This window comes from Pseudomonas sp. PGPR N4 (assembly GCF_059693665.1).
In genome coordinates, this window is sequence record NZ_JCAUKV010000003.1 from 391,866 (window position 1) to 410,348 (window position 18,483).

Consider the following 18,483-nt stretch of genomic DNA (forward strand, 5'->3'; position numbering starts at 1 on the left):
TGTGGCGTGTACCTGTCTATGTGGCGGGCGAGTGCTGAAAAACCAAGCACGTCCTGAAAGACTTTTGATGTTTTGCCTGCGCGCCCACACTTCAGTGGGCTCGGTTATAATTGCAACATTATTGCATTTTGTTTAGTCGGTTTTCGGCACCATGAGGGGAGCGCGGGTGGGTCACACAATCAGTCTGCAGCGCAAGGATCGGTCGTTTTTCAAGCTCCTGGTGGTGGCACTGGCCATGGGCACGCTGCTGACGGGCTGTTCCAGTACCGGCTCGAGCAGCGCCCGGGTGGTGGACCGCAACAACGCAGCGCCCAAGCGGCCGACAGTGACCACTGGTCAATACATCGTCAAACCGGGCGACACGATGTTCTCGATCGCCTTCCGTTACGGCTGGGACTACAAGGAGCTGGCAGCGCGCAACAACATTCCGGCGCCTTACACCATTCGCCCAGGTCAGCCGATCCGCTTCAACAGTGGTTCGACCGGTAGTACCACCGTGGTTTCCAGCCCTTCGTCCTCGAGCAAGACCACCGTTACCCGGCGCCCGGTGGGCACACCTGTACCGTCCGTCAGTGGTGGCAAGGTGATAACCAGCGCCCCATCGAGCACCACCACGACCGTTACCACAGTCCCCGCCGCAGAGCGTACGGCTGGCGGCTGGACATGGCCCGCCAACGGCGTATTAATTGGAAAATTTGCTTCAAACGGTAGTTTGAATAAAGGCATTGATATCGCCGGTGATTTGGGACAGCCTGTTTTTGCTGCGTCTGGTGGTGCAGTGGTATACGCCGGGAGTGGATTAAGGGGCTACGGCGAACTGATCATCATCAAACACAGCGATACCTACGTCAGTGCCTACGGTCACAACCGCAGGCTGTTGGTACGGGAAGGGCAGCAGGTCAAGGCAGGGCAGGCTATTGCTGAAATGGGGTCCACGGGCACTGACCGGGTGAAACTGCATTTTGAAATCCGCCGTCAGGGCAAACCCGTCGATCCGCTCCAGTTCTTGCCACGTCGTTGAATGTTGCACCCGGCCTGTTCCTTGGATGTAGAGGGGACAGGCTCCAGCGCTGCCACGGAATCAGGTGCCGCTAGAGTCTGAGTTCGAACTCAGCAAAGGACTATAACAATGGCTCTCAGCAAAGAAGTGCCGGAGTTTGACATCGACGATGACCTTCTCCTGATGGAGACCGGCATCGTTTTGGAAACGGATGTGGTGTCAGACGAACCTGCTGTATCTGCGGTTCGGACCAAGGCCAAATCGGCCTCATCGCTCAAACAGCACAAGTACATCGACTACACTCGGGCACTCGATGCGACTCAGCTGTACCTCAATGAGATCGGCTTCTCGCCGTTGCTCTCTCCCGAAGAGGAAGTGCATTTCGCACGGCTTTCTCAAAAAGGCGACCCTGCAGGTCGCAAGCGCATGATCGAAAGCAACCTGCGCCTGGTTGTGAAAATCGCCCGTCGTTACGTCAATCGCGGCTTGTCACTGCTCGATTTGATCGAAGAAGGCAACCTTGGCCTGATTCGCGCGGTAGAGAAATTCGACCCAGAGCGTGGCTTCCGTTTCTCCACCTACGCCACTTGGTGGATACGTCAGACCATCGAACGCGCCATCATGAACCAGACGCGCACCATTCGCCTGCCGATCCATGTGGTCAAGGAACTCAACGTCTACCTGCGCGCTGCGCGTGAGCTGACGCAAAAGCTCGATCACGAGCCGTCCCCCGAAGAAATCGCCAACCTGCTCGAGAAGCCGGTTGCAGAGGTCAAGCGCATGCTCGGGCTCAACGAGCGGGTGTCTTCGGTCGATGTTTCCCTGGGGCCTGACTCCGACAAGACCCTGCTCGATACCCTCACCGATGATCGCCCGACCGACCCTTGCGAACTGCTGCAGGACGATGATCTGTCGCAGAGCATCGATCAGTGGCTGGGTGAGCTGACCGACAAGCAGCGTGAAGTGGTGGTACGCCGCTTTGGTCTGCGCGGCCATGAAAGTAGCACCCTTGAAGATGTCGGCCTGGAGATTGGCCTGACCCGTGAGCGGGTTCGGCAGATTCAGGTCGAGGGGCTCAAGCGTCTGCGCGAGATTCTCGAGAAGAACGGTCTGTCCAGCGAGTCGCTGTTCCAGTAGCGCTGAGTGCGTCGAACAACGCCCCGATTTCTCGGGGCGTTTTTTTTAGCCTTGAGAATGTTGAAGTCGCCACCCTTGTTGCAGCTAGCGTACGAGATTGCTTACGGCCAGCGTAGGAGATTGGCCTATGGGTAAGTAAATCATTGTGGTTTTCAGTAGTTATGAATTCGTAAGTAGCTGATAAATAAAGAATTATTAGGAATGTGGAAATATGTCCGCTGTAACAATCAGAGAAATCTCCACGTTGTCTGTTCCGCTGAAATCGCTAGTATCTGAACTGTGCCAACGGACAGGCACAGGCTTTCAGGATGAAGGCCAAGGACATCGCAGGACGCGATTCATCAGGATGATGTACAGGGACAAGCAGGGACTACGGAAAAAAATGTGGGCGGTTCATACCGCCCCTTTTTTTGCCTGCGATTTGAGCTCGCGATTCTCGCCGGGCACAAAAAAAGCGACCCGAGGGCCGCTTTGTTCGAACCAGATGCGCCAAGCGTATCAGCGTTCCAGATCAGCAATCTTGCCAGGCTTGCCATCCCACTCTTCAGCGTCGGCCATGGCATCTTTGCGCTCGGTGATGTTCGGCCAGATCTCCGCCAGCTCGGCGTTCAACTCGATGAAGTTCTCCATGCCGGCAGGCACTTCGTCTTCCGAGAAAATCGCCTGTGCCGGGCACTCTGGCTCGCACAGCGCGCAGTCAATGCACTCGTCCGGATGAATGACCAGGAAGTTCGGGCCTTCATAGAAGCAGTCCACCGGACACACTTCCACACAGTCGGTGTATTTGCACTTGATGCAGTTGTCGGTGACGACGAAGGTCATTCTAATTTTCTCCTCAGGCAACGGCTGCATGCCCTTCCTTGCAGGGCAGCACGGTTCACAGGTGTGTGGCTGCAGGCCAGGCTAATAACCTGCAGCACCAGCAAACCGCGCGGGATTCTACCAGCTTGCGCAGGCAGCCGTTATAACAGGTTCTTCAGTTGATATAGCATTTCGATAGCTTGACGCGGGGTCATGTCATCCAGGTCGAGCTTGCCCAACTTTTCGATGGCAGGATGCGGCAGGCTGGCAAACAGGTCGCTCTGGTGCGGGACATGCGGGTCATGCACAGCTTTGCCTGGGCTGGTTACAGCCTCGCCAGGCAGGCTGGCAGTTTCCAGTCGGCTCAGGTGCTCGCGTGCACGTTGAATCACCGGGCCGGGTACGCCGGCCAGTTGCGCCACCGCCAGGCCGTAACTCTGGCTGGCAGGGCCTGGCAGGACGTGATGCAGGAAGACAATGCGTTCGTTGTGCTCGGTGGCGTTCAGATGCACGTTGGCCACCAGCGGCTGGCTCTCGGGCAGTACCGTCAATTCGAAGTAATGCGTGGCGAACAGGGTATAGGCGCGCAGTTGCGCCAGGCGCTCGGCGGCGGCCCAGGCCAGCGACAGGCCGTCGAAGGTGCTGGTGCCACGGCCGACTTCATCCATCAGCACCAGGCTGCGGTCGGTCGCGTTATGCAGGATGTTGGCAGTCTCGCTCATCTCGACCATGAAGGTCGAACGGCCGCCGGCCAGATCATCACTGGAGCCGATACGGGTGAAGATGCGGTCGACCAGCGACAGCTCGCAGCGCGCCGCCGGGACGAAGCTGCCAATGTGCGCCATCAGCACGATCAGTGCGGTCTGGCGCATGTAGGTCGATTTACCGCCCATGTTCGGGCCGGTGATGATCAGCATGCGCGTGCTGTCGTCCAGGCCCAGGTCGTTGGCCACGAACGGCGTGGTCAACACCTGCTCGACCACGGGGTGGCGGCCTTGCTCGATCCGCAGGCAGGGCTCGTCAACAAAGCTTGGGCAGTTCAGGTCGAGGGTCAGAGCGCGCTCGGCGAGGTTGCTCAGCACGTCCAGCTCGGCCAGTGCTGCGGCGCTGTCCTGCAGCGGCGCAAGGTGGCCGATCAAGTTTTCCAGCAGCGCATCGTAGAGCATCTTCTCGCGCGCCAGGGCCCGGCTCTTGGCCGACAGCGCCTTGTCTTCGAAGGCTTTCAATTCTGGCGTGATGAAGCGCTCGGCGCCCTTGAGGGTCTGCCGACGGATGTAGTCGGCAGGCGCTTGTTCGGCCTGCTTGCTGGGCAGCTCGATGAAGTAACCATGCACCCGGTTGTAGCCCACCTTGAGGTTGGGCAGGCCGGTGCGGGCTTTTTCCCGCACTTCCAGGTCGATCAGGAACTGGCCGGCGTTTTCGCTCATGGCCAGCAACTCGTCGAGCTCGCTGTCGTAGCCGGTCTTGAGCACACCACCGTCGCGGATAACTGCGGGCGGGTTGTCGATAATGGCTCGCTCGAGCAGGCTGGCCAGCTCCGGGTAAGTGCCGGTGATGGCCGCCAGGCGGGCCAGGTGCGGCGCCTCTAGGTCTGCCATGGCATTTTGCAGCTCAGGCAGGGCGGCGAGGGCGTCGCGCAGTCGCGCCAGGTCGCGCGGACGGGCGTTACGCAGGCCGATCCGGGCCAGGATCCGCTCCAGGTCGCCAATCTCTTTGAGTTGCGGCTGCAGCTTTTCATAGCGATAGCCGTCGAGCAGGCAGCGGATCGATTCCTGACGCGCTTGCAGCACCTTCTGGTCGCGCAGCGGGCGGTTCAGCCAACGGCTCAGCAGGCGGCTGGCCATGGCGGTCTGGCAACGGTCGATGACCGATTGCAGAGTGTTGTCGCGGCCACCGGCCAGGTTGATGTCCAGCTCCAGATTGCGCCGGCTGGCGCCATCGAGGATCACCGTGTCGTCCATGCGCTCGTGGCGCAGGCTGCGCAAGTGCGGCAGGGTGGTGCGCTGGGTTTCCTTGGCGTAGGTCAGCAGGCAGCCTGCGGCACCGATCGCCAGGGTCAGCTTGTCGCAACCAAAGCCCTTGAGGTCCTTGGTCGCGAACTGCTGGCACAGGCCCTTGCGCGCCGAATCGCGGTCGAAGTCCCACGGGGCGCGGCGCCGGCAACCGCGGCGCTTCTCGGCCGGCAGGTCGCGTGGCCAGTCATCCGGGATCAGCAGCTCGACCGGGTTGATCCGCTCAAGCTCGGCCAGCAGATTTTCCCAGCCTTTGATTTCCTGCACGCTGAAGTTGCCGCTGGTAATGTCCAGCACGGCCAGGCCGAACAGCCGCTCATCGCCGAGCACGGCGGCAATCAGGTTGTCGCGGCGCTCATCGAGCAGCGCCTCGTCGCTCACCGTGCCAGGAGTGATGATACGCACCACCTGACGCTCGACCGGGCCCTTGCTGGTCGCCGGATCACCGATCTGCTCGCAGATCACCACCGACTCGCCGAGCTTGACCAGCTTGGCCAGGTAGCCCTCGGCCGAATGGAACGGTATCCCGCACATCGGGATCGACTGGCCGGCCGACTGACCGCGCGCGGTCAAGGTGATGTCCAGCAGCTTGGCGGCTTTCTTCGCGTCTTCGTAGAAGATCTCGTAGAAATCGCCCATGCGGTAGAACATCAACTGGTCCGGGTGCTGATTTTTCAGCCGCCAGTACTGTTGCATCATTGGAGTGTGTGCGGAAAGGTTGGACATTCAAGGCCTTGGAACAGTGTGTCTATTAGACAATGGCAAAGTGTCTAATACTACAGGCTTTTTTTCGGCATTGCTGGCGGCTGTGCCACATCGATTTCACGCAACCGCAAGTACCGCTTCGTCATCCTGGCGTCGGCGTGGCCGCCAAGCTTCTGTGCATCGTTCCCCTGCTTGTCGGTATCTGTCAGCGACTTCGCCCTGAGGTCGTGAATTGTCGCGCCTGTGACTGCGACCTCCTCGCAAGCCTTCCTGAAAGCGTCCTTCACAGTCGAATAAGAAACCGGTCGACCGCCGCCCCGCGTGCAGAAGAGCGTGAGCCCGCGGACCTTCCTCGGCAGCGCTTTCGCCCTGGCGATCAGCTGCTCCAGATCCGGCGTCATCGCCACTACGAGCTTTGCGCCGGTCTTCTGTTGGTCGAAAGCAATGCCCTTGTCGCTGATGTCGGCCAGCTTGATTGATAGCACGTCACCGATGCGCTGGCCTGTGAGGTAGCACATCTCGAGAATCGAACGGATGTAGGGAGAGCATGCCCCGCAGATTGCGGCAAACTCTTCGTCCGTGATGTAGCGGTCACGCTTCTTCTCGGTGTGTCGCTTGATGCCAGTGCACGGATTTGAATCGACCAGCTGCTGTTCCAGTGCATAGGCAAAGACCATGCGGAGGAACGAGATCACCCTGTTGGCCATGTTCGGCGTGTCTGCCATGTGCATCTTTAACGCTGCTACGTGCCTCGGCAGCACCTGACGCGGTTCAAACTCGGCCAGGTGGTGTTTCAGCTTGGCGGACGCAGCCTCGTACTGCTTGATCGTGTTCTCCGCCAACCGCTTGCGCATCGAGTCGAGAGCGTCGTCGATCAGCTTGGGCATCGCGCCCTGGCCCTTGCCGCCCATGATCTTCGCGTAGGCGAGGAGGGCGCCCTGGTAGTCCTTGTCTAGGCGCTCCCACTTCCCCTTCCTTACCAGGTAGTAGGCGCCGTGCTTGATGTACATGCACGGCGGCAGATGCCTGTCCTTCTTTCGCGGCCTCATCGGTCGTCCCTTCTATCAAAACCGGAGTTCCGGTCCTTTCTTCTCGGCCTGCCCGCCCAAGCGGGCGAGCACTACCTGCCTGAGCACCTTCGGCTTGCCGTCGGCGCCTATCACATACCCGAAATTCCATTCCTTCAACCAGCGTACTTGGTCTCTGGGCCGGAGGTAGCCCGTCATGTCGGCTACCTCATCCGGTGTCATGAACATGGTTACTCTCCACGCCGCCGGTGGCGGCAGGTTGATGGTCAGGCGGGCGTCTTTGCGAGTACAGCGTCAGCGACCTTGAGCGCCGCCTGGGCATCACTGACATAGGCGGGATTGAAGCCGCCGGCGTAGTGAATTACGCGCTGGCAGGAGTCGAGCTCTTTGCGGACTAGGCGCAGCGCCTGCACCAGATCTTCCTGCAGTTCACCCTCGGCCCGGCCAATGTCCCAAAAGCGATGCCCCCAGTGACCTTCAGGCGGTGGATTGCTGTCCTGCTTGCCGCCGACCATCGCACCGACAATCACATCGCAGATGCCTTGTTTGTATGCGTTGTCGCCGTCCAAGCTCAAACCGCCGCGCCGCCGCAGGGTGTTCAAGACTTCATCGATATCTAGGCTGCTGTCCTTTAGAACGATGTCCAGCTCCGGATTGCCGGATGTGTAGATCACCAGTGCCAGCTTGGCGCCTGGGTTCAGGTTTTCGCTGATCATGACCAGTGCATCGTTGGCGACTTGGTGGAATCGGTTTGTTGCAGACATGGGGAATCCTCGCCCGCGCATGTCGGCGGGCTTGAGTAGTAGGGGGAGGGATTAGCGTTGGCGATCGAAGAAGTTGCCGGCCCGACGCTGGAATGTCAGGTGTGCCCACTGGCGAGCGGCGTTGCCGGCTTGTACGAGGGACGTTGCATCGGTCGAATAGCCGGCATGCAGTACCTCGTCGCCGGCTGAACTGCTGAGCACGATCATGGCTGCCAGCGGCTCGCGCTCTACCTCGTTGCCCTCAATGTGCCGGGCGACTTCGCGGAACCAGTCGGCCAGCTTCTTGCGCTCTGCTTGGTTGGCCGTCACCTGGTTGTTGTGCGCCCGGCGCATTGCCGGGAACTGGTAGATCTCGGCTGTCATCGCGACTCCTTGGCCAATACCTTATCCATCACCGCAATCGACTTGCGCCGGCGCTCTTGTACCGCAGGGCTGTCGGGGTTGTAGTTGGGTCCGAGGTAGGTCTTCGGTTCAGCGGCCATCGCCCGCTTGATCCGCTGGAACTGTTCATCTCGCTGGAACAGGCCGCTGTAGACCATGAATGGCTTCTTGCCTTCGCTTTCGGCCTCGGCCCACTTCCAAATGGCCTGGCGATCGAACGTCATCAGGATGTCCATGGCGCAGACCGCGAGCCGCAACTCGTCGTAGTCTGGACGCTCGCCTGACTTAGCAGCTTCAATGATTTCGCCGAGCGTCTTCATGGCTTCAGTTCCTCTGGTGGATGAACCGGGCACGGCCAGCGCAGTGAGCCGCCGCCGGATGGGCAGGTGCAGGGTTTCGCTTCGATCAAGTCGGCCATGCTCGCCTCCGCTCGGGGTTGCCGTAGATGTCATACTCAGGCCGCGCCGGCGGGTACGCCTCTGCCGTCAGCGCTTGGTCTATGGCCGCGCGCAAGTTCTCGTCGTAGTTCTCACCGAGCACGCGCCGGGTTGGCTTGCCCATGTAGTGGCCGATGATCTCGATACCGATGCTGTAATCGCCGTCCATGCCATTGGAATGGCTTTCGAAGCTGACATCCCAGCAGCACGACTCCAGTGCGCTGAGTCGGTCCCGGTCGCGCCGCAGCTCGGCCAGCTCGTCGCTGGAGACGATGGTGAAACTGGTCTTCTTCTTGCTCACAGCTCATACCTCTCATCAATCCAGCGCCCAGGCGCCACATGCCGAGGCAAGGCGAATGCCTCACCAAGCGATGCAACGACGATCGCGCGGCAGGCGGCTATGTCGATTGTTTCTCCTCCGCAGACCACGTCACCGACTCTTGCCGAGAACGCATATCCGGGAAGCAGCTCATCGAAGCGCACCCTATGGGTGAGTATTTGCTCGCTGGCCAATCGGCTGTCCGATGTAGGGCTGAAGCGCTTGAAAACGCTGCCGCCAATTGCCAGTCGAACACCGGATTCAGTCATCCGAGCCTGCTTACCGTTCGCCACTAGGGTGCAATAATCGAGCGCGTGCCCGGTCAATTCCCTGGCTCTAACTCCAATCATTTCATTCACATCGAATACCTCACGTGATTCCAGCGCCCAGGCGCCAGTGCGGGTGTAGGTCCTGAATCTTTTTCGTGCGGGGAGAGCTGGCGCTCGTTGCCGGCGTTCAGGTTGCAGACCTTGGTCTCGCGACCGACGAACATGCCGACGCAGAAGGCCTGCACCAAGGCGAAGATGCCGATCAGGACGCCCATGACGACCAGGTGGCGCTTCATGGCTTCACCTCGCGTCGCGCCCACCAGCACACTGGGCCGTCGTCGGTGTCGTGGATGGCTAGGCAGAACCAGTCGCCGCCGGTAGGCCGTTCTGGCTCCCAATAACTGCAATCTGGATCGTGGCTTTCGAAGTACCGGTTAGCGATCGCCTCGTCGGCGTATTCCAGGCTGACCATGCATACCGCCAGGCCCTGTTCGGCAATCCATGCCTTGCACTTGTCGCCATCACCCTCATCGAAGTCGGGGAGGTCCGGATGCTGGAACATGCCGTTTTCGTCGCGCAATACAGGCGCCGGCTGGATCAGCTTGATTTCTTCAGGCATGACGATTCCTTGGCCGCCATATCGCGGCAGAAAGTTGTACAAATTATTGATTCGGGTACAAGTTTTTAACCCGGTTGTCTGATTCAGATCAGACTTCGGCCATTACCAGTTGATAACGTCAGGGGTAGCGCTATGGTCGAGTAACACTCACAAGACCAAAGTCGTAGGAGAACGACATGAGAATTAGAGGCGACGTTTTCTGGGAGTGGGCGGACCCTACGCTTCATCATCGGACCCATGACGAGACCCTTGATGACGGCACATTCATAGACGTGCAGGTCAGGTTGTCGCGCACTGGCAGTACCCAGATGTTTATTGGCGTCTACTCCCCGGGCGGGCAGGCGCTGCATGAAGAGGCGTTCAATTCACGGCCGGGCGAGTCGATGACCAGAGCATTGGCCTGGGGCGTGGGGCTTGCTCGCCGTATAGCAACTGAAGGTGCTCCTGCAACTGACCGCCTCGCCGCTTCGAAATAGAGGGGAGAGGGGTTACGCCGGGGTGGAGTACAGATGTGCTCTTTGCGGCGCGTCGCTTATTCGCCCTCGTTGGCCAGGGCGTTCAGGCGCTGAAATGACGTGCCAGGAATGCCGTGGACACGCTCATCGGGCGGAACATCTTCGTTGCGAAGGTCGTAGCGCTTGAGCAGCTGGGTAAGCTGGCTCTGGTCATTGACGGCTTGGATGCAAGGGTGCCCCGGAAGGTCAGTAGGCTCCTCGAAGCAGATCCGGTCATAACCGTTGCCGCCTACATGCCAAGCGATCACGGGTCTCGGCTCTGCGCTGGCGGATAGTAGTTCGTCGATTTGCCAACACCCATAACCTGCGTTCTCCAAGCAGGGTTGGCATTCGCGCAGCAGCGCATGCGCCTCGGCCAGCTTGGTGCGCAGATCGTCGCGCTCTCGTTCAAGGCGCGCGACACTGGCGTAGGCCATACGCTCACGCTCGTTCAGTTTTCGGTGCAGGCTCATGCTCGATTCTCCGATTGATACCTTGCCTGTCGCTTCTTCGAGCAGGCCTTGTGGTTGCCGTGGGCGCGACTACCGCCGCACTCGTCGCATACATTGGATAGCGTGAACTGGGGCATGCCGACTTGGGGCCGGGAGTAGGAGCCGGGGGATGGGCTTCATGCGGCCTCCTATTCATGCAGCCAGGCGCTGGTAGAGCGCGATGAGGTCAGATGCATTGGCGGCGACGAGGGCTTCAGCTTCCTGAGGGCACACGCTGTTACCCAGCAGCTTCACCTGGTCGGCTCCGGAAATTGCCTTCCAGTACGGCTGGTCGGTCTCCTCGTCGATGAACAGGCCGCGGTCGATGATGTAGTCCGCCCGGAAGCCTTGGGCACGCTTCAGTTCGTGCGGCTTGAGCATTCGCAGCGTAATGTCGACCATCACGTAGTCGCCCACCATCACAATGTCGGCGTGCTCGGTGAAGTATTGGGGCAGGTACTTTCGCATGAAAGCGGCGCACTTACGGGCGCCGGCCAATTGCTCGTCAGTAAGGGTGTGAGCCAGCAGCTGCGCGACCTGCACGACGGCCATCCGATCCTTCGACGGGATGGTGTGCATCGGCTCTCGCATGGAGATGCCGTCTTTCTCGGCGCCGTAGTACTTGACCAGATAGGCCGTGACCAACCGCTGATTGGAGCCCTTGCCCAAGATCGTCGAGAATGGGTCGACTGCGCTTCGTCCATCACCCTTGTAGAACCCTCCGTTTGCCTGCTCGAGGTGGGCTGAAGCAATGGCGTGGTGCCCGCCGCTCTGGGTAATGCATCCGACCGGCCTTGCCATTGGAGCACCCACGCAACCACTGCGCAGCGTGACCAAGTTGGCGGTGATCAGCGCGAAGTGCCCGCCCTTGACCTGGGCGACTTGCGTCCGAAGCGGCTCCTCGGCGGCGAAGGTACGCTGTGTAGAGCCATTGGCGTGCTCTGTCAGGCAGCCAGCGACGGCCATTGTTGGCTGTACCAGCGCATGATGGGTGCCGCCACCACTGATCGTCGAAACCGGATCGCCAACGCCGTGGGTGCTGGTGTGCGACTTCGATGTGCCGCGCATTGGAACAATGAATGGATCGTTGCTGGCCAAAGTGTGACGCCACAGCCCTTTGGCGATCCGATTCATAGTGTTTTCCACCAGAGCATCATCGCGGAAGATCGTGCGCCCCTGCAGTTCCCAGTCGATGCACTCGGCGGCAGACCGCCAGGCTTTCTGGCCCTTGCCCGGGATCTTGTGATGCGTCGGCGCCGGCCAGACGATTGGTTTGCCGTCGCGCCGGGCTATGCCGTAAAGGCGCTTGCGGATGGTTGGCGCGCCCTGATCTGCAGCGACGCGCACCTGGTGATCGAAGTTGTAGCGCAGCCCACGGACCAGGGCTTCCTTCGGAACGTGCTCGCCGATCTCCGCAAGTATCTCTGGCAGGTCTGGGTGATCCTCCGGGATGCCGTTACCCAGAACATTGACGAAAGCCTTGAAGGTCCGGCCCTTTTCAGCTTTGACCGGCTTCCCCTCGTCGTCGAGCGGCCCCCAGTCTGCGAATTCCTCGACGTTCTCAAGGAATATCAGGCGCGGGCTGGTCTGATATGCCCAGCGGATGATCACCCAGGCCAAGCCGCGAATCTTGCGGTCGCGCGGCTTTCCGCCTTTTGCCTTGCTGTGGTGGCGGCAGTCGGGCGATGCCCACAGGATGCCGACGGGCTGGCCTTGGGTGGCGTGAATCGGATCAACCTCAAACACGTCCGCCACGTAGTGCTCAGTATTCGGGTGGTTCGCGCGGTGCACGGCTAGGGCGATGGGGTTGTGGTTCACAGCCACATCCGGCTCGCGGTAAGCCTCGGCAATACCACTGCTGGCGCCGCCGCCACCGGCGAAGAGATCGACGACCAGCTCCTTTTCGAAGGGCAGGGCGAGGGAGGTCATACAGGTCATGTCGTTGTCCTTGCGTGCAGGCGCCGCCCTCGCCGGGGTGGCGTGATTCATTGAAGTGGGGTATTGGTGAGTGGCTTGATATACAACCAGAGATGAAATCGAGTGACGATTGAAAATGTGATGCTGACCCTGAATAGGGTTCCTGAGATCGCCCTGAACACGGGAACTGATTACAAGGTGCTTGGAGGATTTTTCCTGACGGCGCTAGCTGTTGCCATCGGTTCGTGGGCAACGATTTACACGTTCAGGCGCACCGTCCGCAGCCAAGAAAAGATAGCCACTGCTGCATCCATTCGAGCTAGTAGGCAGGCTTGGATCAATGAACTTAGAGACTGCTGCGCCAATTACGTGGCAGCTGTCTTGAGAATTTCTGACTTGCGTGGAAAGAGGGCCAGGTGGTTGGGTGCAAAAAATATCCACATGGAAGAATGGCGTGCATACCAATATTTTGAAAATGAGAATCCGGCGTGGGTTGAACTTGCGCTAGCTGCCGTCAACGAAGCGAGAATGTACCGTGCAAAAGTTGAAATGCTGCTAAATCCAGAGGAGCCGCCAACGGTCGATCTTCTCAGCGCCATGGATGTCGCCTACGAGAATGAGGAAAAGAACGTTGACGATTTGCCCGGCCTTTGCGACACGATTGTTAGCCGGGCGCAAGTGATCATTAAGTCAGAATGGGTCAGGACGAAGCAGGGCAGATAGACTTCCAAATTGTGGCTGAATGACCCAGTTGCTTTCTTGGGCGCCGCCCTAGCCGGGGAGGCGTTATCGTTGAATAGGGGAAGGCGCTGGCGGGCAGCGCGGGTCAGGCTCGATTCAGGAATTCCTGGCACCTGCAGTTGAGGTCTTGGCAGTGGCTTTGGCCAACCCAGTCAGGCATCTGGTCGCCGTCATAGCGAACCTGCATGGAGTGGATGAATCCGCTTCGACGCACATCCCTGATGAATCTCTGGCGATCAGCCTCATTGTCCGAGCGCTCAGGCTGATCCCAGCGACTCATAACGATGCGTCCGCACGCTGTCTTTCCGTGGTCCATGCGGCCCATCGGCGTCTGGTTGTCGCTCATGGCTTTCTCCATGCATGCGCCGCCCTCCGCTGACGGATGCGGCATGGTGGCAATTTGGTTTGGGATGAGGTATTACGGGTGACCGGCATGGGGCCGGATCAAAGGAGCAAGGAATGAGTAATCAAGCGCAAGTCGAGGCTCTTGAGCACCTGCTGGTAGCTGTCCTGAATAGCTCGATTGCCACTGGCGTCCCAAAGGATTATTTGCTTGAGAAGGCCAAAGCGTCGCTGCTGGGTAGTGATGGCCCTGGAGGGCCACAGCAAAAAGGAGAGGCGGTGGATTATCTCCATCACATCGCATCTAAGCTTCGATAGCGTTAACCATACGGGATCCTGGAATCTATTCGTGCTCTAGAAACTTCAAGTTCCGCGCCACTAGCGAAGAAGCCATCATTTAGTGGCGCGGATACTTCGTTACTTAGCTTCGAAAGTTCCCAGCGACAACTTCGCAGCTTCCCCTACCTTGTCGTCGAGAACAGCTTTGAATTCCTGAGCGATCGCTTCGCGCTGCGCTTCCTCGCCAATCCAGCGCAGTTTCAGCACCGGTTGCGCGCCGCTGGTGATGACGGAAACGCGCAGTCGAATTGTCTGCTCGCCCAGGCCTTCGAAGGGAATGACTTTGAAGTCGAGCCAAGCCGGCAGGGTTTCCTTGCTGCTGGCCTCGATCGAGTCCATGGCGCTGCGGCTGGCGCGAGTTTCGCTGACGGCGTGATCGCTTTCGGACGAGGCCTTGACGGTGATGGTGCGCACCGCAGCGATGGCTTTGGCGATCGACATGGTGGCGCCGCTCTCATCTGTTGCAGCGAGATGCTGGTTCCAGTCTTCGATCCAGTCGCTCATAGCTTTCTGGGCCAGGCTCTGGCCGCACACGGCTTGGACAGCCGCGAAAGCTGCCGATGCTTTAAGTCGCAGTACGGCGCGGTCGTCGGCGTGACCAGGCTGGTCAGGAGTGCCGATGTTGAACAGGACGACGCAGCTCATGGCATCTTGATCAATGAAGCCGCGTGCGTCCGGAGCGGAGCGCTCAACCACATACGCCCCGAAGTCGGCCAAGGAATGGGTAGAGTAGGTGCCACGGAAGCGATTCCGGCCTTCCTGATAGCGCTCGAGGTCGACCACGTTGAAGTTCTGCGGGACCACTACGACTGGTCCAAGTGCAGGAAGGTCACGGCCGGCTGCGGCTAGGGTGGTTTCTTGAATCAGTTCGAGAGCTTCTTTGGTTAGGGACATGCGTAGGTTCCTTGCTGGGGTAGGGATCAGGTGCGCGGGTGGACCGGTGCTTCATCGCGGGTGAACAGCTGGTCGTGCTTTTCTGGGAACAGGGAGATGTTGCCGCCGGTGCCGACGTACATCGGCGTGTCCAGGCTTGTGTTCTCGCTTCGCGTGCCGCGCTTGGTCGGCACCTTGTAATCGAGCTTGTGCTTGATCTTCACCTGGTGGGAATCGCCGATCTGGCTGAAGTCCAAGGTGATGGTGATCTTCCCGGCCTTGCCATGGTCGACGACCCCGGCCGCTACTTCCGAAAGGGCGTGACCGATCTGGCTGGCGAATGCACCACCGTTGAGTTCCTGCAGGAACTCGGTGGTATCAGTTGGTTTGGACATTGAGGCGTCTCCTGATGGGCGATGCCGCTGGGCGGCAGATTGATGTGCTGCTGGCGCCGGCCGTGCCGAACGCGCGCGGTGATTCGTTTCATAGCTTTCGCTTCGCCTTCTTCTCGGCGGTCGTTGGGAAAGTGAGGTTGAATTCCCGCAGGATTCGGGACAGCTGCTTGTAGGAGATTCCCAGCAGCTCGACTGCGTCTTTCCTTTTCAGGCCCGCGTCGCGGTAGGCAACGAGCTTCTCGGCCTTTCTCCTGTCCTCAGCGGGGTCGCTGAGCTTTCTGCCGAGGTTGCCCTTTCCCCGCCGGGGGTCAGGCTGGAATTTGAAGCCTCCGTCAGCGGCGTAACGCACCAGAACGCCCTGGCAGATGCCGGTGTGAGCCATGGCCTGGGCATAGGTCATTGTCTTGGCCAGCTCGCGAATCTCGGCAATTCGTTTGAGGCGGGCTGCCGTCTTCTTGTTGACCGGCTTCCGGAAGGCCTCACGAAACTCATCTGGCTCACGGCGGGCGGGCATCGGGACATTCCCGGGCCCTGGCAGCACCTCCACAGTTCCGCCATGGACGATGAAGCTATCAACGCTCGAACTCAGCCAGTCGCGAGCGATCTGGCGCTGATCCGGAATGTTTTGGCCAATCACTGCAGGCCTCTCTTGCTGGCGGCGCCGGCCTCCATCGCTGAGGCGAAACGCAGAGCGGCCTGATAGCTGAATGCGAAGCCCAGCACCGAGTCGGTGGCCATGTCGACCACATCCCAAGCCGGTCCTTTGCTGACCACCTGGTAGCGCGGCGCGCCGATCTTCGCACGGGTCTCAGCCCGCAGCGTGCGGCTGTACTCGAGCAGAGCCGCGAGCACAGCCAGCTTTTCCTGAAACGCAGGATGCATGATGGTTTGCATGGGTGATCCTCGGTGGGTCAGGCGTGAAGTTCGAAGGCCTCAGCCCTGCGAACGATTCGAACTTGGGCGGTGCGCCGCTCGGGCGCTCGGCGATCGCGTCGGATGGGGTCGCCGTCGTTAACTGCTGAGTGCATGGCCATGATCCCGACCAGCAGGATGCAGAGCGGGCTGATGATCTGTTGGCGCATTGCCTTGGTGACGGCTTCGATGCGCCTGCCAGCTTCCAGCTTGAACAGCGCGGCCTCGATGCGGTTGGCCACAGTGCCCGGGCTGACCGCCATCTGGCGGGCGATCTCTTTGGTGGTGAGGCCTTGGGCCACCCACAGGATTGCTTCGAGCTCGCGGGGAGCCAGCGCCTTGCCGAGCTGGCCAATCCATGAGCCGCAGGTGATCGTTTCCATGAAGTGTCTCTCGGTGGGCTGCATTGGTCGTGACGCTCGCTGCCGTTACCTCCTGGGCCAAGGGGAGGGCGAACGCCACGACCGATGCAGCCTGGTGATGGGGAACCAGGTAGATCGGGCCGGTTACGTATCCGGCGTCGTTGCCATCGACCGACTCTGTCAGCACTTCCGTCTGGCTATCGGGGCTGGTGGCAACCAGCGCGCTCCGGGCAGGCTTTTCTCTCGGCCTGCCAGCGAACGGCTCTATAGCGTCCGTTGTGCTGCCAATCCCCATGGCAGGGTTAGGCGCTTCCGTCCTTACTTCATGATGGCGTTCCTCCGTAGGTTGTTTGTTCCGCACCATGCTCGATGCCGGGTTTCCCCACCTCTGCCTGCTGCAGCTACTGGCTACACATCAGGTGGCGCATGGTTTGGCGTACTCCCATGGGGAAGCACGGCAGCTATCCAGAGGCTGCATGGTCGACGACTTAGCTTGTCCCGACCCAGGTGATGGCCTGGGTGCGTCGAGGTGGTCACGTCTGTTTGTGTAAAGAGCGTCGGCTGCCGTAGCTGCCCGCCGGTATGAGCTGGCGATGATTTAATTTAAGCAATCTGAAATTAATGGTCAAGCATGCTGAATAATTATTTTCAGCTAGCTGAAATGTGCAGGCGTGAAAAAGCCCGCGCGAGCGGGCTTGATTGTTAGATTTCGGTGTACTCGTGCCAGTCGATCCGAATTGCTCCTGAGACCAACCGCTCCACCCGAATTCCCGTCGTCTCCTCCAGGTCACTCAAAATCTGGGACCAGTCCTTTGTTGACTCGTCGGGATTAGGGGCCAGCTCAACGAACTGCTTCTTTTGCACATGAGGTGAAGCGATAGCTTGTTGGATGCGGTGGCCGAGGCGCTCGTACGAACGAGAGGGTGAATGCGAAAACGCGAGACTAAGCATCGATGAACTCCTTCTGCTGTATGTATATACAGTTAACCTGAGTTGTACGATTTTTCAACCTATGAGGACGTGAAGCTGGATCTCACACCTAGATGGGCCTTTGCCCAGACACAAAAAAGCCCGGCATCGAGCCGGGCTTTTGGTAGGTGTGAAGGCTACAGTTTGATCATGGCGCGTACAACGACGCCAACTATGCGACAGCCCTCGGCGCACATTTCCACGGGGTAGGCCGGGTTCAACGGCTTCAGAAAGCGTCTTCCACCATCTTCGACAAGCTTTTTGAATGTTGCCTCATTGCTCTCTGCCAGCTTCGCAACCACAAGCTTGCCAGAAATAGCCTCCGCCTCGGTGTCGACCAAAATCATCATCCCTTCGGTGATGCTTGTGCCGACAGGTGAGGTCATAGAGTCCCCTTTCACCTCTAACCAAAAAGCTACCCCTTTAGAATCGTAGTCGGACACCTCGTACCGATCAGAAAATCCAGGTGGGAATGGCTCAACAGCCTCCGCCCAGGCGCCGGCAGCTACCCAGCTGATTACGGGATATCGATAAGACATCTTCGGCTGCGAGACTAGCGAAGTGTTGCTTTCTTCGACTTCAGGGCCTTCGCCGATCGCAAGCCACTCAGCTCGGTAGCCCGTCGCTTTCGCAAGAGCGTAAAGATTTTCAGGGCGGAGGCTTTTGCTTTCCCCAGAAATCCACTGAGTGACTGCAGAGTTTGCTACGCCGCACGCAGCAGCGATCTCGCCCTTTTTCATGCCGCTGGCCGCAATGGCTTTGGCTATTCGTTCGTGTCTTTCCATTAGTGGATTTTAAGTTAACTGAATTTAAGTATGCAGCTGCCTGAAAGGCGCCGTTGACTAGTAGGCTTCAGCATGCTGAAATCTACGGACGCACTATCGAGGAAGCGCAATGAAAACGCGTGAAGCCGCCGACCATTTCGGCAGCAAGAAAAAGCTCGCCGAGGCGCTTGGCATTCAGCCGAGCGCGGTGACCATGTGGGGGGAAACCGTTCCCATCTCCCGTCAGTACCAGCTGCAGATTCTTTCGAGTGGAAAGCTCATGGCTGAAGCTCAGCCAGTTGGCCTGGAGTGGGAGAAGTCTCCCAGTTTGAGCAAAGGCCCAGTAGATGTTCAAAACACCTGCGAATCCATCCAGTAACTAATTCGTAGGCGAAAAAAAACCGCCTGGCAG

General features: G+C 59.3%; 27 protein-coding genes. 6 read left to right on the top strand and 21 right to left on the bottom strand.

Translation table 11 applies throughout. The features are described from left to right. Positions 1 to 166 precede the first annotated feature (166 nt). Together AC58X1_RS15560 and rpoS are read left to right on the top strand one after the other, a co-directional pair. Positions 167 to 1,021 carry a peptidoglycan DD-metalloendopeptidase family protein gene (locus AC58X1_RS15560; RefSeq protein WP_103436343.1) on the top strand — a complete coding sequence of 285 codons (855 nt, stop codon included), beginning with the start codon at positions 167 to 169 and terminating at the stop codon, positions 1,019 to 1,021. A gap of 108 nt (positions 1,022 to 1,129) precedes the next feature. Next, the gene (gene rpoS / locus AC58X1_RS15565; RefSeq protein WP_101317301.1) at positions 1,130 to 2,137 is read left to right on the top strand and encodes an RNA polymerase sigma factor RpoS; all 1,008 of its coding nucleotides are present in this window, start codon (positions 1,130 to 1,132) and stop codon (positions 2,135 to 2,137) included. Between the two features lie 498 nt (positions 2,138 to 2,635). Here rpoS and fdxA read toward each other — a convergent pair whose 3' ends face one another. The 11 genes from fdxA to AC58X1_RS15620 form a co-directional block, all read right to left on the bottom strand. After that, the gene (gene fdxA, locus AC58X1_RS15570; protein WP_101317303.1) at positions 2,636 to 2,959 is read right to left on the bottom strand and encodes a ferredoxin FdxA; all 324 of its coding nucleotides are present in this window, start codon (positions 2,957 to 2,959) and stop codon (positions 2,636 to 2,638) included. 140 nt (positions 2,960 to 3,099) lie between these two features. Beyond that, the gene (mutS, locus tag AC58X1_RS15575; RefSeq protein WP_497429079.1) at positions 3,100 to 5,676 is read right to left on the bottom strand and encodes a DNA mismatch repair protein MutS; all 2,577 of its coding nucleotides are present in this window, start codon (positions 5,674 to 5,676) and stop codon (positions 3,100 to 3,102) included. A 50-nt stretch (positions 5,677 to 5,726) separates the two neighbouring features. Next, a complete protein-coding gene (locus AC58X1_RS15580; RefSeq protein ID WP_497429080.1) occupies positions 5,727 to 6,704 on the bottom strand; it encodes a tyrosine-type recombinase/integrase in 978 nt (325 codons plus the stop codon). Positions 6,705 to 6,719: 15 nt separating this feature from the next. Then, positions 6,720 to 6,911 carry a DUF4224 domain-containing protein gene (locus AC58X1_RS15585; RefSeq protein WP_259075532.1) on the bottom strand — a complete coding sequence of 64 codons (192 nt, stop codon included), beginning with the start codon at positions 6,909 to 6,911 and terminating at the stop codon, positions 6,720 to 6,722. A gap of 38 nt (positions 6,912 to 6,949) precedes the next feature. Beyond that, complete coding sequence (locus AC58X1_RS15590) at positions 6,950 to 7,447, bottom strand: hypothetical protein (RefSeq protein WP_497429081.1); 498 nt, start codon at positions 7,445 to 7,447, stop codon at positions 6,950 to 6,952. A gap of 51 nt (positions 7,448 to 7,498) precedes the next feature. Beyond that, positions 7,499 to 7,810 carry a hypothetical protein gene (locus AC58X1_RS15595; protein WP_497429082.1) on the bottom strand — a complete coding sequence of 104 codons (312 nt, stop codon included), beginning with the start codon at positions 7,808 to 7,810 and terminating at the stop codon, positions 7,499 to 7,501. After that, the gene (locus AC58X1_RS15600; RefSeq protein WP_497429083.1) at positions 7,807 to 8,148 is read right to left on the bottom strand and encodes a hypothetical protein; all 342 of its coding nucleotides are present in this window, start codon (positions 8,146 to 8,148) and stop codon (positions 7,807 to 7,809) included. The genes AC58X1_RS15595 and AC58X1_RS15600 overlap by 4 nt, the downstream gene beginning before the upstream one ends. Positions 8,149 to 8,233: 85 nt before the next feature. Next, the gene (locus AC58X1_RS15605; protein WP_497429084.1) at positions 8,234 to 8,566 is read right to left on the bottom strand and encodes a peptidoglycan recognition protein family protein; all 333 of its coding nucleotides are present in this window, start codon (positions 8,564 to 8,566) and stop codon (positions 8,234 to 8,236) included. Beyond that, positions 8,563 to 8,943: a hypothetical protein gene (locus AC58X1_RS15610; RefSeq protein WP_497429085.1), complete on the bottom strand. Its 381-nt coding sequence runs from the start codon at positions 8,941 to 8,943 to the stop codon at positions 8,563 to 8,565. The genes AC58X1_RS15605 and AC58X1_RS15610 overlap by 4 nt, the downstream gene beginning before the upstream one ends. After that, the gene (locus tag AC58X1_RS15615) at positions 8,940 to 9,149 is read right to left on the bottom strand and encodes a hypothetical protein (RefSeq protein WP_497429086.1); all 210 of its coding nucleotides are present in this window, start codon (positions 9,147 to 9,149) and stop codon (positions 8,940 to 8,942) included. The genes AC58X1_RS15610 and AC58X1_RS15615 overlap by 4 nt, the downstream gene beginning before the upstream one ends. Next, the gene (locus AC58X1_RS15620; protein ID WP_497429087.1) at positions 9,146 to 9,472 is read right to left on the bottom strand and encodes a hypothetical protein; all 327 of its coding nucleotides are present in this window, start codon (positions 9,470 to 9,472) and stop codon (positions 9,146 to 9,148) included. Before AC58X1_RS15620 ends, AC58X1_RS15615 begins: the two co-directional genes overlap by 4 nt. A 176-nt stretch (positions 9,473 to 9,648) precedes the next feature. Between AC58X1_RS15620 and AC58X1_RS15625 the strand changes: the two genes are divergently transcribed. Continuing rightward, on the top strand, positions 9,649 to 9,948 hold the full coding sequence (locus AC58X1_RS15625; RefSeq protein ID WP_446430863.1) for a hypothetical protein: 300 nt from the start codon (positions 9,649 to 9,651) through the stop codon (positions 9,946 to 9,948). Positions 9,949 to 10,004: 56 nt separating this feature from the next. On the opposite strand, the gene AC58X1_RS15630 is transcribed toward AC58X1_RS15625, so the two are convergent. Both AC58X1_RS15630 and AC58X1_RS15635 read right to left on the bottom strand, forming a co-directional pair. Further along, positions 10,005 to 10,439, bottom strand: a complete 435-nt coding sequence (locus tag AC58X1_RS15630) for a hypothetical protein (protein ID WP_497429088.1) — start codon at positions 10,437 to 10,439, stop codon at positions 10,005 to 10,007. Positions 10,440 to 10,610: 171 nt separating this feature from the next. Beyond that, a complete protein-coding gene (locus tag AC58X1_RS15635) occupies positions 10,611 to 12,395 on the bottom strand; it encodes a DNA cytosine methyltransferase (protein WP_497429089.1) in 1,785 nt (594 codons plus the stop codon). A gap of 120 nt (positions 12,396 to 12,515) precedes the next feature. Between AC58X1_RS15635 and AC58X1_RS15640 the strand changes: the two genes are divergently transcribed. Next, positions 12,516 to 13,097: a hypothetical protein gene (locus AC58X1_RS15640; RefSeq protein ID WP_497429090.1), complete on the top strand. Its 582-nt coding sequence runs from the start codon at positions 12,516 to 12,518 to the stop codon at positions 13,095 to 13,097. A 103-nt stretch (positions 13,098 to 13,200) separates the two neighbouring features. Here AC58X1_RS15640 and AC58X1_RS15645 read toward each other — a convergent pair whose 3' ends face one another. Beyond that, entirely contained in the window at positions 13,201 to 13,461 is a 261-nt protein-coding gene (locus tag AC58X1_RS15645; protein ID WP_497429091.1) for a hypothetical protein, read from the bottom strand. Between the two features lie 113 nt (positions 13,462 to 13,574). Here AC58X1_RS15645 and AC58X1_RS15650 point away from each other — a divergent pair, with 113 nt between their 5' ends. Beyond that, the gene (locus AC58X1_RS15650) at positions 13,575 to 13,775 is read left to right on the top strand and encodes a hypothetical protein (RefSeq protein ID WP_497429092.1); all 201 of its coding nucleotides are present in this window, start codon (positions 13,575 to 13,577) and stop codon (positions 13,773 to 13,775) included. Between the two features lie 99 nt (positions 13,776 to 13,874). Here the strand turns inward: AC58X1_RS15650 and AC58X1_RS15655 are convergent, their stop codons facing one another. From AC58X1_RS15655 to AC58X1_RS15685, 7 genes are all read right to left on the bottom strand, one after another. Next, positions 13,875 to 14,690 carry a DUF2303 family protein gene (locus AC58X1_RS15655; protein ID WP_497429093.1) on the bottom strand — a complete coding sequence of 272 codons (816 nt, stop codon included), beginning with the start codon at positions 14,688 to 14,690 and terminating at the stop codon, positions 13,875 to 13,877. Positions 14,691 to 14,716: 26 nt separating this feature from the next. After that, entirely contained in the window at positions 14,717 to 15,064 is a 348-nt protein-coding gene (locus AC58X1_RS15660; RefSeq protein ID WP_181106607.1) for a YfdP family phage-associated protein, read from the bottom strand. A gap of 88 nt (positions 15,065 to 15,152) precedes the next feature. After that, on the bottom strand, positions 15,153 to 15,701 hold the full coding sequence (locus tag AC58X1_RS15665) for a helix-turn-helix domain-containing protein (RefSeq protein ID WP_497429094.1): 549 nt from the start codon (positions 15,699 to 15,701) through the stop codon (positions 15,153 to 15,155). Further along, on the bottom strand, positions 15,698 to 15,958 hold the full coding sequence (locus tag AC58X1_RS15670; RefSeq protein ID WP_497429095.1) for a hypothetical protein: 261 nt from the start codon (positions 15,956 to 15,958) through the stop codon (positions 15,698 to 15,700). The genes AC58X1_RS15665 and AC58X1_RS15670 overlap by 4 nt, the downstream gene beginning before the upstream one ends. A 17-nt stretch (positions 15,959 to 15,975) precedes the next feature. After that, positions 15,976 to 16,359 (bottom strand): response regulator transcription factor, encoded by a 384-nt coding sequence (locus AC58X1_RS15675; protein ID WP_103437451.1) that lies wholly within the window; start codon positions 16,357 to 16,359, stop codon positions 15,976 to 15,978. A gap of 681 nt (positions 16,360 to 17,040) precedes the next feature. Further along, positions 17,041 to 17,289, bottom strand: coding sequence for a DUF1654 domain-containing protein (locus tag AC58X1_RS15680; RefSeq protein WP_497429096.1), 249 nt, complete (start codon positions 17,287 to 17,289; stop codon positions 17,041 to 17,043). Between the two features lie 155 nt (positions 17,290 to 17,444). Further along, on the bottom strand, positions 17,445 to 18,092 hold the full coding sequence (locus AC58X1_RS15685) for a LexA family protein (protein WP_497429097.1): 648 nt from the start codon (positions 18,090 to 18,092) through the stop codon (positions 17,445 to 17,447). 109 nt (positions 18,093 to 18,201) lie between these two features. On the opposite strand from AC58X1_RS15685, the gene AC58X1_RS15690 reads away from it, so the two are divergent. Further along, the gene (locus tag AC58X1_RS15690) at positions 18,202 to 18,450 is read left to right on the top strand and encodes a Cro/CI family transcriptional regulator (RefSeq protein ID WP_103437449.1); all 249 of its coding nucleotides are present in this window, start codon (positions 18,202 to 18,204) and stop codon (positions 18,448 to 18,450) included. Positions 18,451 to 18,483 lie beyond the last annotated feature (33 nt).